At 68.9% G+C, this 15,931-nt stretch carries 18 protein-coding genes and 1 riboswitch; of the genes, 10 read left to right on the top strand and 8 right to left on the bottom strand.

All coding sequences use genetic code 11. The annotated features are described in order from the left end of the window. Positions 1–439: hypothetical protein (locus EVS83_RS11850; RefSeq protein WP_208108738.1), on the bottom strand; the 439-nt coding region annotated here is incomplete at its 3' end. Positions 440–462: 23 nt separating this feature from the next. Beyond that, positions 463–2,121, bottom strand: a complete 1,659-nt coding sequence (gene ettA, locus EVS83_RS11845; RefSeq protein ID WP_133501250.1) for an energy-dependent translational throttle protein EttA — start codon at positions 2,119–2,121, stop codon at positions 463–465. Positions 2,122–2,312: 191 nt separating this feature from the next. Here ettA and glyA point away from each other — a divergent pair, with 191 nt between their 5' ends. The 10 genes from glyA (at position 2,313) to thiL (ending at position 10,773) form a co-directional block, all read left to right on the top strand. Further along, positions 2,313–3,575: a serine hydroxymethyltransferase gene (glyA, locus tag EVS83_RS11840; protein ID WP_133501249.1), complete on the top strand. Its 1,263-nt coding sequence runs from the start codon at positions 2,313–2,315 to the stop codon at positions 3,573–3,575. Continuing rightward, entirely contained in the window at positions 3,575–4,108 is a 534-nt protein-coding gene (locus EVS83_RS11835) for an energy transducer TonB (protein ID WP_133501248.1), read from the top strand. Before glyA ends, EVS83_RS11835 begins: the two co-directional genes overlap by 1 nt. After that, entirely contained in the window at positions 4,108–4,632 is a 525-nt protein-coding gene (gene nrdR / locus EVS83_RS11830) for a transcriptional regulator NrdR (protein ID WP_133501247.1), read from the top strand. Before EVS83_RS11835 ends, nrdR begins: the two co-directional genes overlap by 1 nt. A gap of 167 nt (positions 4,633–4,799) precedes the next feature. Next, a complete protein-coding gene (ribD, locus tag EVS83_RS11825) occupies positions 4,800–5,897 on the top strand; it encodes a bifunctional diaminohydroxyphosphoribosylaminopyrimidine deaminase/5-amino-6-(5-phosphoribosylamino)uracil reductase RibD (protein WP_133501246.1) in 1,098 nt (365 codons plus the stop codon). Then, positions 5,894–6,649: a class I SAM-dependent methyltransferase gene (locus EVS83_RS11820; protein ID WP_133501245.1), complete on the top strand. Its 756-nt coding sequence runs from the start codon at positions 5,894–5,896 to the stop codon at positions 6,647–6,649. The genes ribD and EVS83_RS11820 overlap by 4 nt, the downstream gene beginning before the upstream one ends. A 126-nt stretch (positions 6,650–6,775) precedes the next feature. Continuing rightward, positions 6,776–6,919, top strand: a riboswitch (FMN riboswitch). A gap of 132 nt (positions 6,920–7,051) precedes the next feature. Next, complete coding sequence (locus EVS83_RS11815; RefSeq protein ID WP_133501244.1) at positions 7,052–7,651, top strand: riboflavin synthase; 600 nt, start codon at positions 7,052–7,054, stop codon at positions 7,649–7,651. After that, positions 7,648–8,748: a 3,4-dihydroxy-2-butanone-4-phosphate synthase gene (gene ribB, locus EVS83_RS11810; protein ID WP_133501243.1), complete on the top strand. Its 1,101-nt coding sequence runs from the start codon at positions 7,648–7,650 to the stop codon at positions 8,746–8,748. The genes EVS83_RS11815 and ribB overlap by 4 nt, the downstream gene beginning before the upstream one ends. 72 nt (positions 8,749–8,820) lie before the next feature. Continuing rightward, positions 8,821–9,300, top strand: coding sequence for a 6,7-dimethyl-8-ribityllumazine synthase (gene ribH / locus EVS83_RS11805; protein ID WP_133501242.1), 480 nt, complete (start codon positions 8,821–8,823; stop codon positions 9,298–9,300). After that, entirely contained in the window at positions 9,297–9,761 is a 465-nt protein-coding gene (nusB, locus tag EVS83_RS11800) for a transcription antitermination factor NusB (RefSeq protein WP_133501241.1), read from the top strand. The genes ribH and nusB overlap by 4 nt, the downstream gene beginning before the upstream one ends. A gap of 19 nt (positions 9,762–9,780) precedes the next feature. Then, entirely contained in the window at positions 9,781–10,773 is a 993-nt protein-coding gene (thiL, locus tag EVS83_RS11795; protein WP_133501240.1) for a thiamine-phosphate kinase, read from the top strand. On the opposite strand, the gene EVS83_RS11790 is transcribed toward thiL, so the two are convergent. From EVS83_RS11790 to EVS83_RS11765, 6 genes are read right to left on the bottom strand one after another with little or no spacing between them, the layout of a single operon-like run. Further along, positions 10,770–11,588 (bottom strand): SGNH/GDSL hydrolase family protein, encoded by an 819-nt coding sequence (locus EVS83_RS11790; RefSeq protein WP_133501239.1) that lies wholly within the window; start codon positions 11,586–11,588, stop codon positions 10,770–10,772. The two genes, thiL and EVS83_RS11790, sit on opposite strands and share 4 nt — an antisense overlap. Positions 11,589–11,597: 9 nt before the next feature. Then, a complete protein-coding gene (locus EVS83_RS11785) occupies positions 11,598–12,203 on the bottom strand; it encodes a uracil-DNA glycosylase family protein (RefSeq protein WP_133501238.1) in 606 nt (201 codons plus the stop codon). A 36-nt stretch (positions 12,204–12,239) separates the two neighbouring features. Beyond that, on the bottom strand, positions 12,240–13,628 hold the full coding sequence (locus EVS83_RS11780) for an FAD-binding oxidoreductase (protein ID WP_133501237.1): 1,389 nt from the start codon (positions 13,626–13,628) through the stop codon (positions 12,240–12,242). Continuing rightward, positions 13,625–14,134, bottom strand: a complete 510-nt coding sequence (locus EVS83_RS11775; protein WP_133501236.1) for a metal-dependent hydrolase — start codon at positions 14,132–14,134, stop codon at positions 13,625–13,627. The genes EVS83_RS11780 and EVS83_RS11775 overlap by 4 nt, the downstream gene beginning before the upstream one ends. Further along, positions 14,134–14,514, bottom strand: coding sequence for a YraN family protein (locus EVS83_RS11770; protein ID WP_246022916.1), 381 nt, complete (start codon positions 14,512–14,514; stop codon positions 14,134–14,136). Before EVS83_RS11770 ends, EVS83_RS11775 begins: the two co-directional genes overlap by 1 nt. Before the next feature lies 1 nt (position 14,515). Next, on the bottom strand, positions 14,516–15,907 hold the full coding sequence (locus EVS83_RS11765) for a penicillin-binding protein activator (RefSeq protein WP_246022914.1): 1,392 nt from the start codon (positions 15,905–15,907) through the stop codon (positions 14,516–14,518). Positions 15,908–15,931: the final 24 nt, after the last annotated feature.

The following is a 15,931-nucleotide window of genomic DNA, read 5'->3' as shown; positions in this document are numbered from 1 at the left end:
GCCACAGGCCGACGGCATGGACGATGCCGATGGCGAGACAGATCGCGGAGCTCCAGAGGTTGAACGGTGTGCGCAGCGAGGCCATCGTGGCTGCGGGCACGATGGCAAGGCCGCGCAGCACATAGACGCCGGTGATCGCGACCAGCGCCGCGGCCGTCAGCGGCAGCGGTCGGATCAGGCCCGCGCCCGACGCCGCGTACGCCGCCCAGATCCCGAGCACGAGCGCGATACCCAGCGTCACGAGCGTCGGCACCGGGCTGCGCGCTTCGGCGAGGCGTGCCATGCGCTCGCCTGCGCCGAAGAAGCGATACCAGTCCGGCCCGCCCACGATCACGGCGACATGCAACAACGCCGCCAGCGCGCTGAGCGCTGCAGCGAGGACCAACATTCGATTGACGTCCGATGCCATGTCGAATTCCGCATGCGAGACGCCCGCCATGAAGGCGGGCGTCAGTGTCGCGATTACTTGAGGGCCTTGAACCGCAGGCGGTGCGGGCCGGCGTCCGCGCCCATGCGGCGCTTCTTGTCTTCCTCGTACTCGCGGTAGTTGCCCTGGAAGAACTCGACGTGCGAGTCGCCTTCGAATGCGAGGATGTGCGTCGCGATGCGGTCCAGGAACCAGCGATCGTGCGAAATCACGAACGTGTTGCCCGGGAACTCGAGCAGCGCGTCTTCAAGTGCACGCAGCGTTTCGATGTCGAGGTCGTTCGACGGTTCGTCGAGCAGCAGCACGTTGCCGCCCTGCAGCAGCGTCTTCGCCATGTGCAGTCGGCCACGCTCACCGCCCGACAGCGTACTGACGATCTTCTGCTGGTCCTGGCCCTTGAAGTTGAAGCGCCCGATGTAGGCGCGCGACTGGATCTCGATGCCGTTGATGTTGAGGATGTCGAGGCCGCCCGACACTTCTTGGAACACGTTGTGGTTGCCTTCCAGCGCGTCGCGGCTCTGGTCGACGTACGCGAGCTTGACGGTCGGGCCGATGTCGATCGAACCCGAATCCGGCTGCTCCTTGCCGGTGATCATCTTGAACAGCGTCGACTTGCCGGCGCCGTTCGGGCCGATGATGCCGACGATCGCGCCCGGCGGCACCGAGAACGAGAGGTCGTCGATCAGCAGGCGATCGCCGAACTTCTTCGAGACGTTCTTGAACTCGATGACCTTCTGGCCGAGGCGCTCGCCCGGCGGAATGAAGATCTCGTTGGTCTCGTTGCGGCGCTGGTAGTCGACCGACTGCAGCTCTTCGATGCGCGCAAGACGCGCCTTGCCCTTCGAGCGGCCGCCCTTGGCGTTCTGGCGCGCCCACTCGAGTTCCTTCTGGATCGCCTTCTGGCGCGCCTTTTCCTGGTTCTCTTCCTGCTTGAGGCGCTCTTCCTTCTGGACGAGCCACTCGGTGTAGTTGCCCTTCCACGGAATGCCACGGCCGCGGTCGAGTTCGAGGATCCACTCGGCGGCGTTGTCGAGGAAGTAGCGGTCGTGCGTCACCGCCACCACGGTGCCGGTGTAGCGCGCGAGGAACTGCTCCAGCCATTCGACGGATTCGGCGTCGAGGTGGTTGGTCGGTTCGTCGAGCAGCAGCATGTCCGGCTTCTGCAGCAGCAGGCGGCACAGCGCGACGCGGCGCTTCTCGCCGCCCGACAGCTTGCCGACGATGGCGTCCCACGGCGGCAGGCGCAGCGCGTCAGCGGCGACTTCGAGCTGGTTCTCCAGCGTGTGCGCGTCGCCGGCGGCGAGGATCGCCTCCAAGCGCTCCTGCTCCTTGGCCAGCGCGTCGAAATCCGCGCCTTCCTCGGCGTAGGCCGCGTACACGGCTTCAAGCGCGGCCTGCGCGTTGATGATCTCGCCGAGACCTTCCTCGACGGCTTCGCGCACGGTCTTGTTCGGATCGATCTCCGGCTCCTGCGCCAGGTAGCCGACCTTGATGCCCGGCTGCGGACGCGCCTCGCCGGCGAAATCGGTATCGACGCCCGCCATGATCCTGAGCACGGTGGACTTGCCGGCGCCGTTCAGGCCGAGCAGGCCGATCTTCGCGCCCGGGAAGAACGACAGCGAAATGTCCTTGATGATCTGGCGCTTCGGAGGAACGGTCTTGCTGACGCCGTTCATCGTGTAGATGTACTGCATGGGGCTCGTGGCTCCGGTCGAACGCGGGCGAATGGCGCCGCGTGGGGCAGGCGACGGCCGCCTGCGCAGGGCAGGGGCCGCAAGGGATTCGGAATAGCCCGAAATTATAAGGCCCGCGGGCCCCGGACGGACCCGGCAGGTCACCCCGGCGGGCTAGAATTCACGTCTACCCGCACCCCTCCGGAGTCCCGATGTTCCCGCGCGATGCCCGTATCGAAGGATTCGACCCCGAGCTGGCCCAGGCGATCGCGGACGAGCGCCGCCGGCAGGAGGACCACGTCGAACTCATCGCGTCCGAGAACTACGCTTCGCCGCGCGTTCTGGAAGCGCAGGGATCGGTGCTGACCAACAAGTACGCGGAAGGTTATCCCGGCAAGCGCTATTACGGCGGCTGCGAATACGTCGACATCGCCGAGCAGCTCGCGATCGACCGCTGCAAGCAGCTGTTCGATGCCGACTACGCGAACGTGCAGCCGCATTCGGGCTCGCAGGCCAACCAGGCCGTCTACTTCGCGCTGCTCAATCCGGGCGACACGATCCTCGGCATGTCGCTCGCGCACGGCGGCCACCTCACGCACGGCGCGAAGGTGAACCTGTCCGGCAAGATCTACACCGCCGTGCAGTACGGCGTCGACGAGAACGGCCTGATCGACTACGCCGAGGTCGAGCGCCTTGCGCAGGAGCACAAGCCGAAGATGCTCGTCGCGGGCTTCTCCGCGTACTCGCAGATCGTCGACTGGGCGCGCATGCGCCAGATCGCCGATTCGGTCGGCGCGCTGTTCTTCGTCGACATGGCGCACATTGCCGGCCTCGTCGCCGCGGGCGTCTACCCGTCGCCGCTGCCGCACGCGCACGTCGTGACGTCGACCACGCACAAGACGCTGCGCGGCCCGCGCGGCGGCATCATCGTCGCGAAGAATCCGTCGGAAGAGCTGACCAAGAAACTGCAGAGCATCGTGTTTCCCGGCATCCAGGGCGGCCCGCTGATGCACGTGATCGCGGCCAAGGCCGTCGCGTTCAAGGAAGCGCTGTCGGACGAGTTCAAGGCTTACCAGGCGCAGGTCGTGAAGAACGCGCAGGCGATGGCGGACACGCTCATCAAGCGCGGCTACAAGATCGTTTCGGGCGGCACGCAGAACCACCTGATGCTCGTGGACATGATCGGCCGCGACGTCAGCGGCAAGGACGCGGAAGCCGCGCTCGGCCGCGCGCACATCACCGTCAACAAGAACTCCGTGCCGAACGATCCGCGCTCGCCGTTCGTGACTTCAGGTCTGCGCCTGGGTACGCCGGCGGTGACCACACGTGGTTATCGGGAAGCCGAGTGCGTCGCGCTCGCCAACTGGATCGCCGACGTGCTCGACAATCCGAAGGACGAGGCCGTGATCGCGCGTGTGGCGGATGCGGTGCAGTCGCAATGCGCGAACTTCCCGGTGTACGGGTCCGCTGTGTGATGCGTTCCATCGCATCGGCTTTGACGATTGCGCTGGCAATGGCTTCGCCAGCCGCCAGCGCGCAGGGCGTCCCGTCAACGGAGCCAATGTCCGCCGACACGGATCTCACGACGCCGGGTTCCCATGCGCGTCCGGTGCGCTGCCATCCGGGCGATATCGAGTACTACGCGGGCCGTACCGTCGGCGAAGTCTTCGATGTCGCTTGGCCGGAAGTTGCGCCCGGCGTTCACGCCGATCCGGCTCGCGTCGTAAAGACCGTGGCGCCAACTTGGCCGCGGGGGCTCGGCCAGGATCGAGCCGAGGTGACGGTTGCGATCCTCATCGGACCGGATGGACGTGCCGTGGATGCGCACGCCATCTGTGCGTCGATGGCGGCCATCGCGAAGCCGGCGGTGCGCGCAGCGATGCGCAGTGTTTACATGCCGGCACGTTTCAATGACGTTCCCGCCATGAGCATGGCGGTCTGGCCGTTCGTATTCGGACTGCAAGATGCTCCGTCTACACCTGTCCCGGATCGACCGGGCGGCCGCTGATGCATTGCCCGTTCTGCCAGCACCAAGACACTCGCGTGATCGATTCGCGCGTGTCCGAAGACGGGGCGACGATCCGTCGTCGTCGCGTCTGCGAGGCCTGTGGCGAGCGGTTTTCCACGCTCGAGACCATCGAACTCAAGTTGCCTGCGATCGTGAAGAGCGATGGTCGGCGCGAGGCCTTCGATGCGCGCAAGCTGCGCGTCGGTTTCGATCGCGCGCTGCAGAAGCGCCAGGTGGCCGAGGAACAGATCGAGGCTGCTGTTCGCTCGGTCGTGCACCAGCTGCGCATGACCACCGAACGCGAAGTGCCCTCGCGCCGCATCGGTGAATTTGTGATGGGCGAGCTGCGCAAGCTCGACCACGTCGCGTATGTGCGTTTCGCGTCGGTGTATCGCGCGTTCGAGGACGTTGCGGATTTCCGTGAGGAACTGGATCGCCTCGAGCGCGACGTTGCGCCGACCGAAGGGCAGTTGCCGCTGCTTGCGGAAGACGAACCGAAGCCGGAAAAGGGACGTCGTCGCTGATGGTGCGGCCGATGCGCGGACGCCTGATCCAGCGTGTCACCGGTCTCGCAGCATCGGGCGTGTTACCTGCGAAGCGAGTCGTGCCGCGCCGATGGCGCCGGATCGAGTCGCGGCGCCGCGCATAGTGTCCCGTCTGCCCATCCACCTCTGACGACCGCCGAGCCGCCATGTCCGATACCGCGTTCTCCGCCCTCGATCACGCGATGATGGCGCGCGCGCTGCGCCTCGCCGAACGCGGCGCGTACACGACGAAGCCGAACCCGATGGTGGGCAGCGTGCTCGTACGCGATGGCGAGGTCGTGGGCGAAGGCTTCCACGAACGCGCGGGCGGGCCGCATGCCGAAGTGTTCGCATTGCGCGAGGCGAGCGAGCGGGCGCGCGGTGCCACGGCCTACGTCACGCTCGAACCCTGCGCGCACACCGGGCGCACCGCGCCCTGCGCCGATTCGCTGATCGAAGCCGGCGTCACGCGAGTGGTCGCGGCGATGCGAGACCCGTTCCCGAAGGTGGACGGCGCCGGCTTCGAAAAGTTGCGCGCGGCCGGTATCCAGGTGCAGGCCGGCTTGATGGAAGCGCAGGCGCGCGAACTCAATCGCGGCTTCCTGTCGCGTGTCGAACGCGGGCGGCCGTGGTTGCGCGTCAAGCTCGCCACCAGTCTCGATGGCCGCACCGCGCTCGCGAGCGGCGACTCCAAGTGGATCAGTGGCGAGGCGTCGCGTCTCGACGTGCAGCGTTGGCGTGCGCGTGCCTCGGCGCTGATGACGGGCGCCGGTACCGTGCTCGCCGACGATCCGCAGCTCACCGTCCGCCTCGGCGACGACACGCCGTTCGTCGCACCGCTGCGCGTCGTGCTCGACCCGGGCCTCGCGACGATCAACCGCGGTCGCGTGCGCGAAGGCGAGGCACCGACGCTCTACATCCATGCGCCCGACGCGCGCCTGCCCAAGCAGTGCGATGCGCAGATGGCCGTCGCGCCCGTGCGGGAAGGGCGTTTCGATCTCGACGCCGTGCTGCGCCTGCTCGGCGAACGCAGCATCAACGAAGTGCAGCTGGAAGCCGGCGCGACGCTCGCCGGTGCGTTCCTCGCCGCGGGTCTCGTCGACGAGCTGCTGCTCTACGTCGCGCCCGTGCTGCTCGGTGCCCATGCCCGCCCGTTGTTCGACGGCCTGGACGTGCAGCAGATGGACCAGCGCCTCGGCATGCGTATCGTCGACTCGCGCCACACGGGCGACGATCTCCGTCTGCTGATGAGACCGCGAACGTGACCGTGCAGGATCATTTTTCGGGTGTCGCGGAGGCCTACGCGTCGGCGCGTCCGGAATATCCCGCGGCGCTGTTCGACGTGATTGCGTCGCATGTGCCGGCGACCGCGCATGTGTGGGAGCCCGGTTGCGGCAGTGGACAGGCGACGCGCGATCTCGCCGCGCGATTCGCGCACGTGCACGCGACGGATCCGAGCGCGAAGCAGCTGGCGCAGCACTGGGCGAACGATGCGAACGTTCCGAACGTGACGCTCACCGTGGAGCCCGGCGAGTGCACGTGGCTGTTCGACTCGTCGGTCGACCTCGTCGCCGTCGCGCAGGCCATGCACTGGTTCGACGTGCCAACGTTCTTCTCCGAATGCGATCGCGTGCTGCGTCCCGGTGGCGTGCTCGCCGCATGGGGCTACGACGACTTCGACGTGTCACCCGACATGGCATCCGCGGTGCTTCCGTTCCGCGAGCGCATCGAACGCGACTGGCCGCCGGAACGCGCGTTCATCAAGCGGCATTACGCCGATTTCGACTGGCCGTTCGCGCGCATCGACACACCGCCCATGACGCTGGCGGTCGACTGGCCGTTCGAGCGCTTCGTCGGCTACCTGTCCAGCTTCTCGGCGGTCGTCCAGCACCGCGCGCGGACGGGCGAGGACGGAGTCGAACTGCACCGCGCGGCGCTGCAGGAGGCTTGGGGCGAACCCACGACCGTACGCCGCATCACGTGGCCGTTGTTTCTGCACCTCCGCCGCAAGCCCTAGCCCCGACGGTCGAACGAAGTCGCTAGCACGCACTGTTTCCACATTGCGCGGCCGTGTGCGGGCCGGCACGGCGGCCCGGACGTCCCCGGCGGGGTAAACTGCCTGCGCCGGTTCGCCGGCTTCCATTGACGTCTTCAGGGCGGGGCGCAATTCCCCACCGGCGGTAGGCGCGACAGCGCGAGCCCGCGAGCGCTTCCGCGATGCGGAAGGTCAGCAGATCCGGTCGGATGCCGGAGCCGACGGTTACAGTCCGGATGAAAGAAGACGGTGTCCTCGCGCGGCGCGTGCCGTGCGTGCATCGCCTCGTGCCTTGAGGCGTTTTTCGCTTTCGTCATTGCGCGAGAAACGTTTCATGTCCAACGACAACCGCTCCATCGCCGCTTTCGCACCGGAGGCGCGCTGATGTTCACCGGCATCATCGAAGGCGTCGGCGCGATCGCCAGCGTCGAACCGCGCGGCGGCGACGTCCGCCTGCGCATCGCCACCGGCACGCTGCCGTTCGACGACGTGCGCCTCGGCGAAAGCATCGCGGTGAACGGCGTCTGCCTCACGGTCGTTGCGTTCGATGCGGCGTCGTTCGAGGCCGACGCGTCCACCGAGACGCTGTCGCTCACCACGCTCGGCCGGCTCGGCGCGGGCGCGCCCGTCAACCTCGAACGGGCGATGCGACCGAACGACCGCCTCGGCGGTCATCTCGTCAGCGGTCACGTCGACGGCGTCGGCGCGGTGGTCTCGGTGCACAACGACGCGCGCGCCGAACGCTGGCGCTTTTCCGCACCGAAGGCGCTGCTTCGCTACATCGCGAAGAAGGGTTCGATCTGCGTGGACGGCGTGAGCCTGACCGTCAACGACGTCGATGCAGACGGTTTCGACGTCGCGCTCGTGCCGCACACCGTCGCGCATACGGTGTTCGCGTCGACGCGCGTCGGTGACACGGTGAACCTCGAGATCGACTTGGTCGCCCGCTACGTCGAGCGACTGCTGAGCGGAGAGCGCGCATGAGCTTCGCACCGATTCCCGAACTGCTCGAAGAGATCCGCGCGGGCCGCATGGTGGTCATCGTCGATGACGAGGATCGCGAGAACGAAGGCGACCTGATCATGGCCGCCGAACTCGTGCGGCCGCAGGACATCAACTTCATGGTCACGCATGCGCGCGGCCTGGTCTGCCTGTCGCTCACGCGCGAGCGCTGCCGTCAGCTCGGCCTGCCGCCGATGGTGCGAGACAACACTTCGCCGCACCACACCAACTTCACCGTCAGCATCGAGGCGGCGGAAGGCGTCACCACCGGCATCTCGGCGTACGACCGTGCACATACCGTGCGCACGGCGGTGCGGCCCGATGCGAGTGCGGACGACCTGAGCCAGCCGGGCCACATCTTCCCGCTGATGGCGCAGCCGGGCGGCGTGCTCAGTCGCGCGGGGCACACCGAAGCGGCGAGCGACCTGGCGCTGCTCGCCGGGCTCGAACCGGCCGGCGTACTCGTCGAGATCCTCAATCCCGACGGCTCGATGGCGCGCCGTCCCGAGCTCGAAGTGTTCGCGCGCGAGCACGGGTTGAAGATGGGCTCGATCGAAGAGCTGATCCGCTATCGCCTCGAGAACGAGCACACGGTCGAGCGCGTGGAGACGCGCGCCATCGACACCGAGCACGGCCCGTTCACGCTCGCGGTCTACCGCGACCGCGTGAGCCACGCCTTGCACTACGGACTCGTGCGCGGCGACGTCGATCCCGCGACGCCGACGCTGGTGCGCGTGCACATGCTCAATCCGCTTGCCGACGCGTTGCACTGGCGACGCGCCGACTTCGGTCCGGCGGTCGGTGACGTGCTCGCGCGCATCGCGGCCGAAGGTCGCGGCGCGCTGGTGCTGCTGTCCGAGCCGTCGAGCGCGGACGCGCTGCTCGCCCGCATCCGCGAGCAGCCGCTGGGCGAGGGGGATCGTGGTGGGCTCGCGGAGTGGCGTCGTAATGGCGCGGGCGCTCAGATCCTCGCGGACCTCGGTCTCGGCCGGCTGCGCGTGATCGGCACGCCGCGCAAGCAGATCGGGCTGGCGGGTTTCGGGCTCGAGGTCGTCGAGTACGTCGACCCGGCGCGGTGAGCCGGGCCGTCTCACCGGCCGGCCGCGGGCCACCCGTTAGAATTGCCGACCCTTTCCGCGAGCCTCCGGCCCATGCCGCATCTCGAAGGCGACCTGCGCAGCCCTGCGGGCGCGCGCTACGCCATTATCGCCAGCCGCTGGAACCCGCGCATCACCGATACGCTGGTCGCCGGGGCGCGCAAGACCTTCGTCGACCACGGCGTCGACGACGCGGCGGTCGACGTCATCCGCGTGCCGGGGGCGTGGGAAATTCCGGTCGCGGCGGCACGCCTGGCGCAGGCCGGTGGGCACGTGGCGATCGTCGCGCTCGGTTGCGTGGTGCGTGGCGACACGCGGCATTACGAGCAGGTCGCCGACGGGTGTTCGGACGGCCTGATGCGGGTGTCGCTGGACTATCGCGTTCCCGTCGCCAACGGCGTGCTCGCGGTCGAACGATTCGAGGATGCCGAGGCACGCGCCGGAGGCAGCCACGGCAACAAGGGCGAAGAAGCGGCGCTGGTCGCCATCGAAATGGCGCACCTGCTGACGCAGCTGCCCGGAGCAAACGCATGAACAAGCATTCCCGTCGCGACGGCATCGATCCCGTACTCCGCTCGCGTGCGCGTCGCCGCGCCCTGCAGGCCGTGTATGCCTGGCAGATGTCGGGCGCACCGGTGCGCGAGGTCATTGCGCAGTTCGCGCACGAACAGGCGCGCGAGATCGCCGACCTCGAGTACTTCGAAGACCTCGTGCGCGGCGTCGACGGCAATCGCGAAGCGCTCGACGAAGCGCTGCAGCCGTTCCTCGATCGCGACATCGACCAGGTCGACCCGGTCGAGCGCGCGGTGTTGCGCCTCGCCGCGTACGAACTGCGCATGCGTCCGGATGTGCCGTATCGCGTCGTGATCAACGAAGCGATCGAAACCGCCAAGCGTTTCGGCGCCGAGCACGGCCACACTTACGTCAACGGCGTGCTCGACCACGCCGCCGCCGAGTGGCGCGCGCCCGAAGTGCAGGCGGCGCGTCGTCGCTGATCAACAGCGCGGCATCGCCATGACGTCGCGTCCGGGCGAATTCGACCTCATCGAGCGCATCCGTCGCCGCGTCGTCGCACGCGGCGACGTCGTATTGGGCATCGGCGATGACGCGGCGATTCTCGACGTGCCCGCCGGTCGGCAGCTCGTCGTCGCGATGGACACGCTCAACGCGGGCGTGCATTTCCCGCTCGACACGCGTCCCGCCGACATCGGCTGGAAGGCGCTGGCCGTCAATCTTTCCGATCTCGCCGCGATGGGCGCCGAACCCGCATGGTGCACGTTGTCGCTGTCGATGCCCGAGTCGAACAGCGATTGGCTCGATGCATTCGTCGACGGCTTCTCGGAGCTCGCAGCGATGCATCGCATTGCGCTGGTCGGTGGGGATACGACGCGCGGTCCGTTGTCGGTGTGCGTGACCGTGCACGGCGTGGTCGAGCCCGGGCGTGCGCTGCGTCGCGAAGGTGCTCACGTCGGTGACGACGTTTGGGTGAGCGGGACGCTGGGCGATGCGGCGGCGTCGCTCGCGCTTCGTGGAATCGGCTCCGTCGCTGCGCCGCCCACTGTCGACGACCGCGTCGCGGACGCGTTGGCGGCACGGCTCGACCGCCCGGTCCCGCGTGTCCAGCTTGGTCGCGCGCTGGTCGACGTCGCCACCTCATGCATCGACGTGTCCGATGGCCTGCTCGCCGACATCGCGCATATCGCGCGCGCCAGCGAGGTCGCGGTGCATATCGACGTCGACGCGTTGCCCGCTTCCGATGCCTTGCATTCGGCATTCGAGGATGACGCTCGCCGCAGCCTGCAGGCCAGTGGCGGCGACGACTACGAACTCTGTTTCACCGCGCCTGCGGCTGCTGCGGCGCGCATCGAGGCGATGGCGCGCGACGCGAGGATCGCGCTGTCACGCATCGGCACCGTGGACGCCGGCGCAGGTGTTACGGCATTCGACGCCGACGGTCGCCCATGGACGCCCGCACGATCCGGCTTCGACCACTTCGCCGCGCGCTAGTGGTAGCGAGACGCCCGGTCGAGCACCGGCGCGAGCGCGTCGTGTTCGAGCAGGTAGACCTGCACCGGCAAGCCGACCAGCTGCGTTTCGAGTGGCACATGCGGATCGACCGCCGGGCGCGCGGGTAGCAGCGGAAAGTCGATGCGCAGGGAGGTCGGGGTAGGCGCGACACCCGTGATCGCGCGATAGAGCTGTGCGCCCATCACCAGCGTTCCACCCAACGACGGATGCACGCCGTCCGGGAACGTCGCCGCGCGCGAGGTGGCATGCGCCTGCGCCTGCAGGGCGTCGCCGGCATGCACGACCGTCGCGCCGATTCGGCCCGCGACGCGCGTCGCGCCGTCGTGCTGCGTCGACTGGCCTTGGGCGTCGGTTGACCAGGTTTCGAGCACGAGCACGCGTGTGCCGAGCGTCCTGGCGAGCTCGGCGAACGCGCGGTGCGCCGCCAGTGCATCGCGGCAGTCCGCGGACGCGCGATCGACTTCGGACTGCACGCAGCCGAGCACCGCACCGCGCTCCTGAAGCACGAGCACATCCACATGCCGATCGCGCAGCGCGGCGGTTGCGGCACCGTCGTCCCAGCGTTCGTGCAGCGTGCCGCCGGGCGCGACGTAGGTGATGGTCTCGATGGGCGGGCCGTCCGGTTGCGCGCGTGCGTAGGCCGACACGACCGCGGGCAGGTTGTTGACGTAAGTGATGCTGTTGCCGACGAACATCACGCGCAGCGGCGTGGGCTCCGCGGCATGCAATGTCATCGCCGTCGCGCACAGCACGACGGCGGCAGCGATGCGGCGGATGCGGATCGCGATGCCCATGCGCCGACGCTAGCGCAGCGGCGACGCCGACGGTCGACCGTCCAGCAGCGCGGCGACGCATTCCCGCACGAACGGCAGCACGTCGGCGTCGAACCACGGATTCGCCTTGAACCAGCCGACGTTGCGCGGGCTCGGATGAGGCAGCGGAACGAGGGTCGGCGCGTAGTCGCGCCAGGCGCGCACGGTGTCGGTCAGCGTGGCCTTGCGGCGCTCGCCGAGGAAATACGCCTGCGCGTACTGGCCGATGAGCAACGTCAGGCCGACACCGGGCAGCAGCGGCAGCAGTTGCGGGTGCCACGTGGCGCGGCATTCCGTGCGCGGAGGTGCATCGCCGCTTCCCGCCTTGCCCGGATAGCAGAAGCCCATCGGCACGATCGCGACGCGGCTTTCGTCGTAGAACGTGTCGGGTGCCAGCTGCAGCCAGTCGCGCAGGCGGCGGCCACTCGCGTCGTCCCACGGGATGCCGCTCGCATGCACACGCGTGCCCGGCGCCTGGCCGACGATCAGCAGTCGCGCCGTGGTGGACGCACGCACGACCGGGCGCGGCCCGAGCGGCAGATGCGCTTCGCACAGGCGGCAGGCGCGGATGGAATCGAGGAGGGCGTGGAGGGCCATGTCGGCACGATGCACGACGACGGCGGAACTCGCGCTTTACGTGCGGTCGGGCAGCAGCTTGCCGGGGTTGAGGATGCCATCGGGATCGAATGTCGCCTTGACGGCATGCATGAGAGCGAGCGTCGCCGGAGTGATCGCCTGCGGCATGAAGTCGCGCTTGGCGAGGCCAATGCCGTGCTCGCCCGAGAGCGTGCCGCCGAGCGAAACGGTCACTGCAAACACCTTCGAGAGCGCGGCATCCGCGCGCGCGCATTGCGAAGCATCCTCCGGCGCATAGAGGATGTTGACGTGCAGGTTGCCGTTGCCGGCGTGGCCGAAGCAGACGATCGGAAGATCGGCCTCGCGTGCGATCGCCTGCACGCCATCGACGAACGCGGGAATGCGCGATACCGGGACGACGACGTCCTCGTTGATCTTGCCGGCCGCGAGCGTGCGCAACGACGGCGACAGCGCCTTGCGCGCCGCCCAGAGTCTTTCGCGCGCGGCCTCGTCAGGCGCTGCATCGAGCGACATCAGTCCATCGCCTGCGGCGGCATTCGAAAGCGCGACGACCGCCGCGTCGAGTTCAGACGCATCGCCATCCGCTTCGATCATCAGCAGCGCGCCGGCCTGCATCGGCAGATCCGCACCGCCGACGTCGCGCGCAAGCCGCACCGCGTGGGCGTCCATGAACTCGAGCATCGACGGCGTGACCGGTTGCGCCATGAGCCGCGCCACGGCCGCCGCCGCGCTCGCCACGTCGCGATAGATCGCGCGCAACGCGCGACGCGCGGACGGCTTCGGCACGAGGCGCAACGTCGCTTCGACGATGAGCGCGAGCGTGCCTTCGCTGCCGACGAGCAGGCGCTGCAGGTCGTAGCCGGTTGCGCCCTTCGTGGTCGCGCTGCCGCACGTCACGAGTTCGCCCGCGCCGGTAACGGCGGTGAGCGCGAGCACGTTGTCGCGACTCGCACCGTACTTCACTGCGCGCGGGCCGCCCGCGTTGCAGGCAAGGTTGCCGCCGACCGTGCTGAATGCGGCGCTGGTCGGGTCCGGCGGCCAGAACAGGCCGTGCGGGGCGAGCGTGGCCTGCAGGTCGCCGTTGAGTACTCCGGGTTCGACGATCGCGCAGCGATCGCCCGGGCGGACGTCGAGGATGCGATCCATTCGCTCGAACGAGACGACGACACCGCCGGCCACCGGCACTGCGGCGCCCGTCGTGTTGGTGCCGCGACCGCGCCCAACGATCGGCACGCGATGCTCGCGACAGGCGCGGACGAGTTCGACGACGTCATTGCGGTCGCGCGGCAGTGCGACGGCATCAGGCATCGCCTCGCGTCGCGAGTTGTCGTAACCGTAGGTGAGGCGTTCGGAGGGATCGGTGCGCCAGCCGTCGCCGAGCAATGTCGCCAGTCGCGCCTGCAACGCGTGCGGCAAGCGGCTCATTGCGTCGCCCGCCTGCGCGCCGCGAACGCGATGAGAAGCGAAGGAGTAACTATCCACACGAGTTCCGACGCGACCACCGTCAGCCCGCGCGCGCTGAAGAAGCCGACGCCGAGCGGCGACACCTCGATCGGTCGCCACGGCGCGAAAACGCGCGCATCCGACAGTGGCCAGCCGATCATCACTCCGGGGCCGCCATTGGTGAGCAGGTCGAGCAGCGGATGCGACAGCGCGCAGGCGAGAACGAACAAACCGGCGCGGGGCCTGCTTACCTGAAGCCAATTCGAGCCGAGCATCGCGATGCCCGCGACGACGAGCGCGAACGCGAACGAATGCGTGATGCCGCGATGCGCGAACAGCGTGTCGCGCTCGACACCGAACAACGCGCCGATCGTGTCGAGATCCGGCAGCATCGACGCAACGAGGCCGGCGACGAGCAGTCGCGGCGGCAGCACGCGCGCGATGCGCGTGGCGAGCGGACTCGTGAAATGGCCGACGAAGCTCGGCATCAGGCGTCGTCCGCGCGGAAGGCGTCGCGGATCCACGCAAGCGTCGGTCGCTCGAGATCCCCGCTCGCATCGACGACGTCGAAACGGCACGACGCATCGGCCCAGCGCGAATGCGCGGCGAGGAACGCGCTCGCCGCCTGCACGAGCTTGCGGCGCTTGGCGTGGGTGATCGACTGCGCGCCGCCGCCGAAGCGGTCGTCGGCGCGATAGCGGACTTCGACGAACACCAGCATCGCCCCGTCGCACATCACGAGGTCGAGTTCGCCGAAGCGGTAGTTCGCATTCGCGGCGACGGGCGACAACCCGGCGCGAACAAGATGCTCGCGAGCCGCGGCTTCCACGCGCGCGCCGCGCGAGCGCGTGGAGGCGGCGGGCGTCACGTCAGCGCGCGGCGTCCGCCAGCGGTGCCGGGTCGCCGGTCGCGAACGTCGACCACGCGGGCGTGCGCTGCACGTTGCCGAAACCGTCGAGACGGAGCACGCCGGTCGCGCCGTCGACCGAGGCATCCGCCTGATGACCGAGCGAGTCGAGATACGCGGTGAGCAGCCAGGCGTCGAAACCGAACGCGAACAGTCGGCCGGCCGGACCCTTCGCACTCGGGAGGCGCGCGCCGGTGGCTTCGGCGGTCGAGAGGCCATGCACGCTGCGCGTCAGCCACGATTCGCTCGGGAACGCGATACCGTCGAGCACGCGATCGTCGTCCGCCTTGCCGGTGCCCGTGACGATCTGCGACGTCGCTACGCGCGGCTTGCCGCCGAGGCCGGCGGTCGACAGACGCGGCACGACCAGGCGCGCGGTATTGCCCTTCGTCGCGATGAACACCGCATCCACCTGCTTGCCGGCGACGACGGGCGCGAAGTCCGTCGCGTCGTCATCGGCCACGGCCACGACGGTGCCGCCACGCGCGGTGAGGCGTTCGCGGAAGCTGGCCACTGCACGGCGCTGCGTGTCGTCACCCGCGGCGACGACCAGCACGTTGCGCGCATTGCGACGCGTCAGGTAATCCGCCGCGGCGAGGCCTTCGTCCTCCGGCGACAGGGAGAAGCTCGACTGGCCCTTCGGCGTCGACTGCGTGCCGCGGTTGAGCGCGAGCATCGGCACGCCGAGTTCGGCGCGACCGAACAGCGCGCTCACTTCGTCGCGGCCCAGCGGACCGACCACGAAGTCGTTGCCGTCGGCGGTCGCGCGGTCGTACGCGGACATCGCGCCGGCCGGCGTGCCGGCGGTGTCGTAGAAGCGCACGTCGGGGCGACGACGCGTTTCGCCGTAGTAGCCGGCTAGGAAGCCGTCGCGCACGGGACGCGCGGCGACCGACAGCGAACCCGACAGCGGCAACAGCACCGCGAGCTTCACCGGCGGGCGATAGCCGTCGCGCTCGGCGGGCGGGCGGTTGTCGAAATTCCAGCCGCGCGCGAACGCATGCGGCAGCGGCAGGCCGCGACGCAACAGTGCGCGACCGACGTAGCTGTAGAGCGGATCGTCCGCGGCGAGGCGGCCGGCTTCCTGCTGAAGCGCGGCATCGTCGAGCTGGATGAGCAGGCGATCGATCTGCGCCTCGGTGTCGTGACGCTGCGCGCCGGTCTGCGTCGCGGCGGCAGCGGCGAGCCGCGCGGCTTCACGGATCGCTTCGCGCGACGCCGAGCTCGACGCTTCCGTCGGGCCGGTGCTGCGGGTCGGCGTCTGCGCGCAACCGAAGACGAGCGCGGTCGCGAGCATCAGGACAGCGATGCGGGTGATCGAACGGAACGTGACGCGGGGGACGGCGGTGGGCATGCGCGCGGGCATCGACGTGGACCG

It is taken from the genome of Cognatilysobacter terrigena (genome assembly GCF_004361065.1).
In the GTDB taxonomy this organism is placed as follows: domain Bacteria; phylum Pseudomonadota; class Gammaproteobacteria; order Xanthomonadales; family Xanthomonadaceae; genus Cognatilysobacter; species Cognatilysobacter terrigena.
Note: the sequence above shows the minus strand (reverse complement) of the source record. Positions and strands in the feature narration are given on the sequence as shown.

Bases quoted from the DNA above. Each gene is read 5' to 3' on its own strand.
- nrdR (WP_133501247.1), top strand. From the start codon at position 4,108: ATGCATTGCCCGTTCTGCCAGCACCAAGACACTCGCGTGATCGATTCG.
- ettA (WP_133501250.1), bottom strand. From the start codon at position 2,121: ATGCAGTACATCTACACGATGAACGGCGTCAGCAAGACCGTTCCTCCG.
- EVS83_RS11780 (WP_133501237.1), bottom strand. From the start codon at position 13,628: ATGAGCCGCTTGCCGCACGCGTTGCAGGCGCGACTGGCGACATTGCTC.
- nusB (WP_133501241.1), top strand. From the start codon at position 9,297: ATGAACAAGCATTCCCGTCGCGACGGCATCGATCCCGTACTCCGCTCG.
- EVS83_RS11785 (WP_133501238.1), bottom strand. From the start codon at position 12,203: ATGGCCCTCCACGCCCTCCTCGATTCCATCCGCGCCTGCCGCCTGTGC.
- ribH (WP_133501242.1), top strand. From the start codon at position 8,821: ATGCCGCATCTCGAAGGCGACCTGCGCAGCCCTGCGGGCGCGCGCTAC.
- ribD (WP_133501246.1), top strand. From the start codon at position 4,800: ATGTCCGATACCGCGTTCTCCGCCCTCGATCACGCGATGATGGCGCGC.
- EVS83_RS11765 (WP_246022914.1), bottom strand. From the start codon at position 15,907: ATGCCCACCGCCGTCCCCCGCGTCACGTTCCGTTCGATCACCCGCATC.
- glyA (WP_133501249.1), top strand. From the start codon at position 2,313: ATGTTCCCGCGCGATGCCCGTATCGAAGGATTCGACCCCGAGCTGGCC.
- EVS83_RS11790 (WP_133501239.1), bottom strand. From the start codon at position 11,588: ATGGGCATCGCGATCCGCATCCGCCGCATCGCTGCCGCCGTCGTGCTG.
- EVS83_RS11775 (WP_133501236.1), bottom strand. From the start codon at position 14,134: ATGCCGAGCTTCGTCGGCCATTTCACGAGTCCGCTCGCCACGCGCATC.
- thiL (WP_133501240.1), top strand. From the start codon at position 9,781: ATGACGTCGCGTCCGGGCGAATTCGACCTCATCGAGCGCATCCGTCGC.
- EVS83_RS11835 (WP_133501248.1), top strand. From the start codon at position 3,575: ATGCGTTCCATCGCATCGGCTTTGACGATTGCGCTGGCAATGGCTTCG.
- EVS83_RS11815 (WP_133501244.1), top strand. From the start codon at position 7,052: ATGTTCACCGGCATCATCGAAGGCGTCGGCGCGATCGCCAGCGTCGAA.
- ribB (WP_133501243.1), top strand. From the start codon at position 7,648: ATGAGCTTCGCACCGATTCCCGAACTGCTCGAAGAGATCCGCGCGGGC.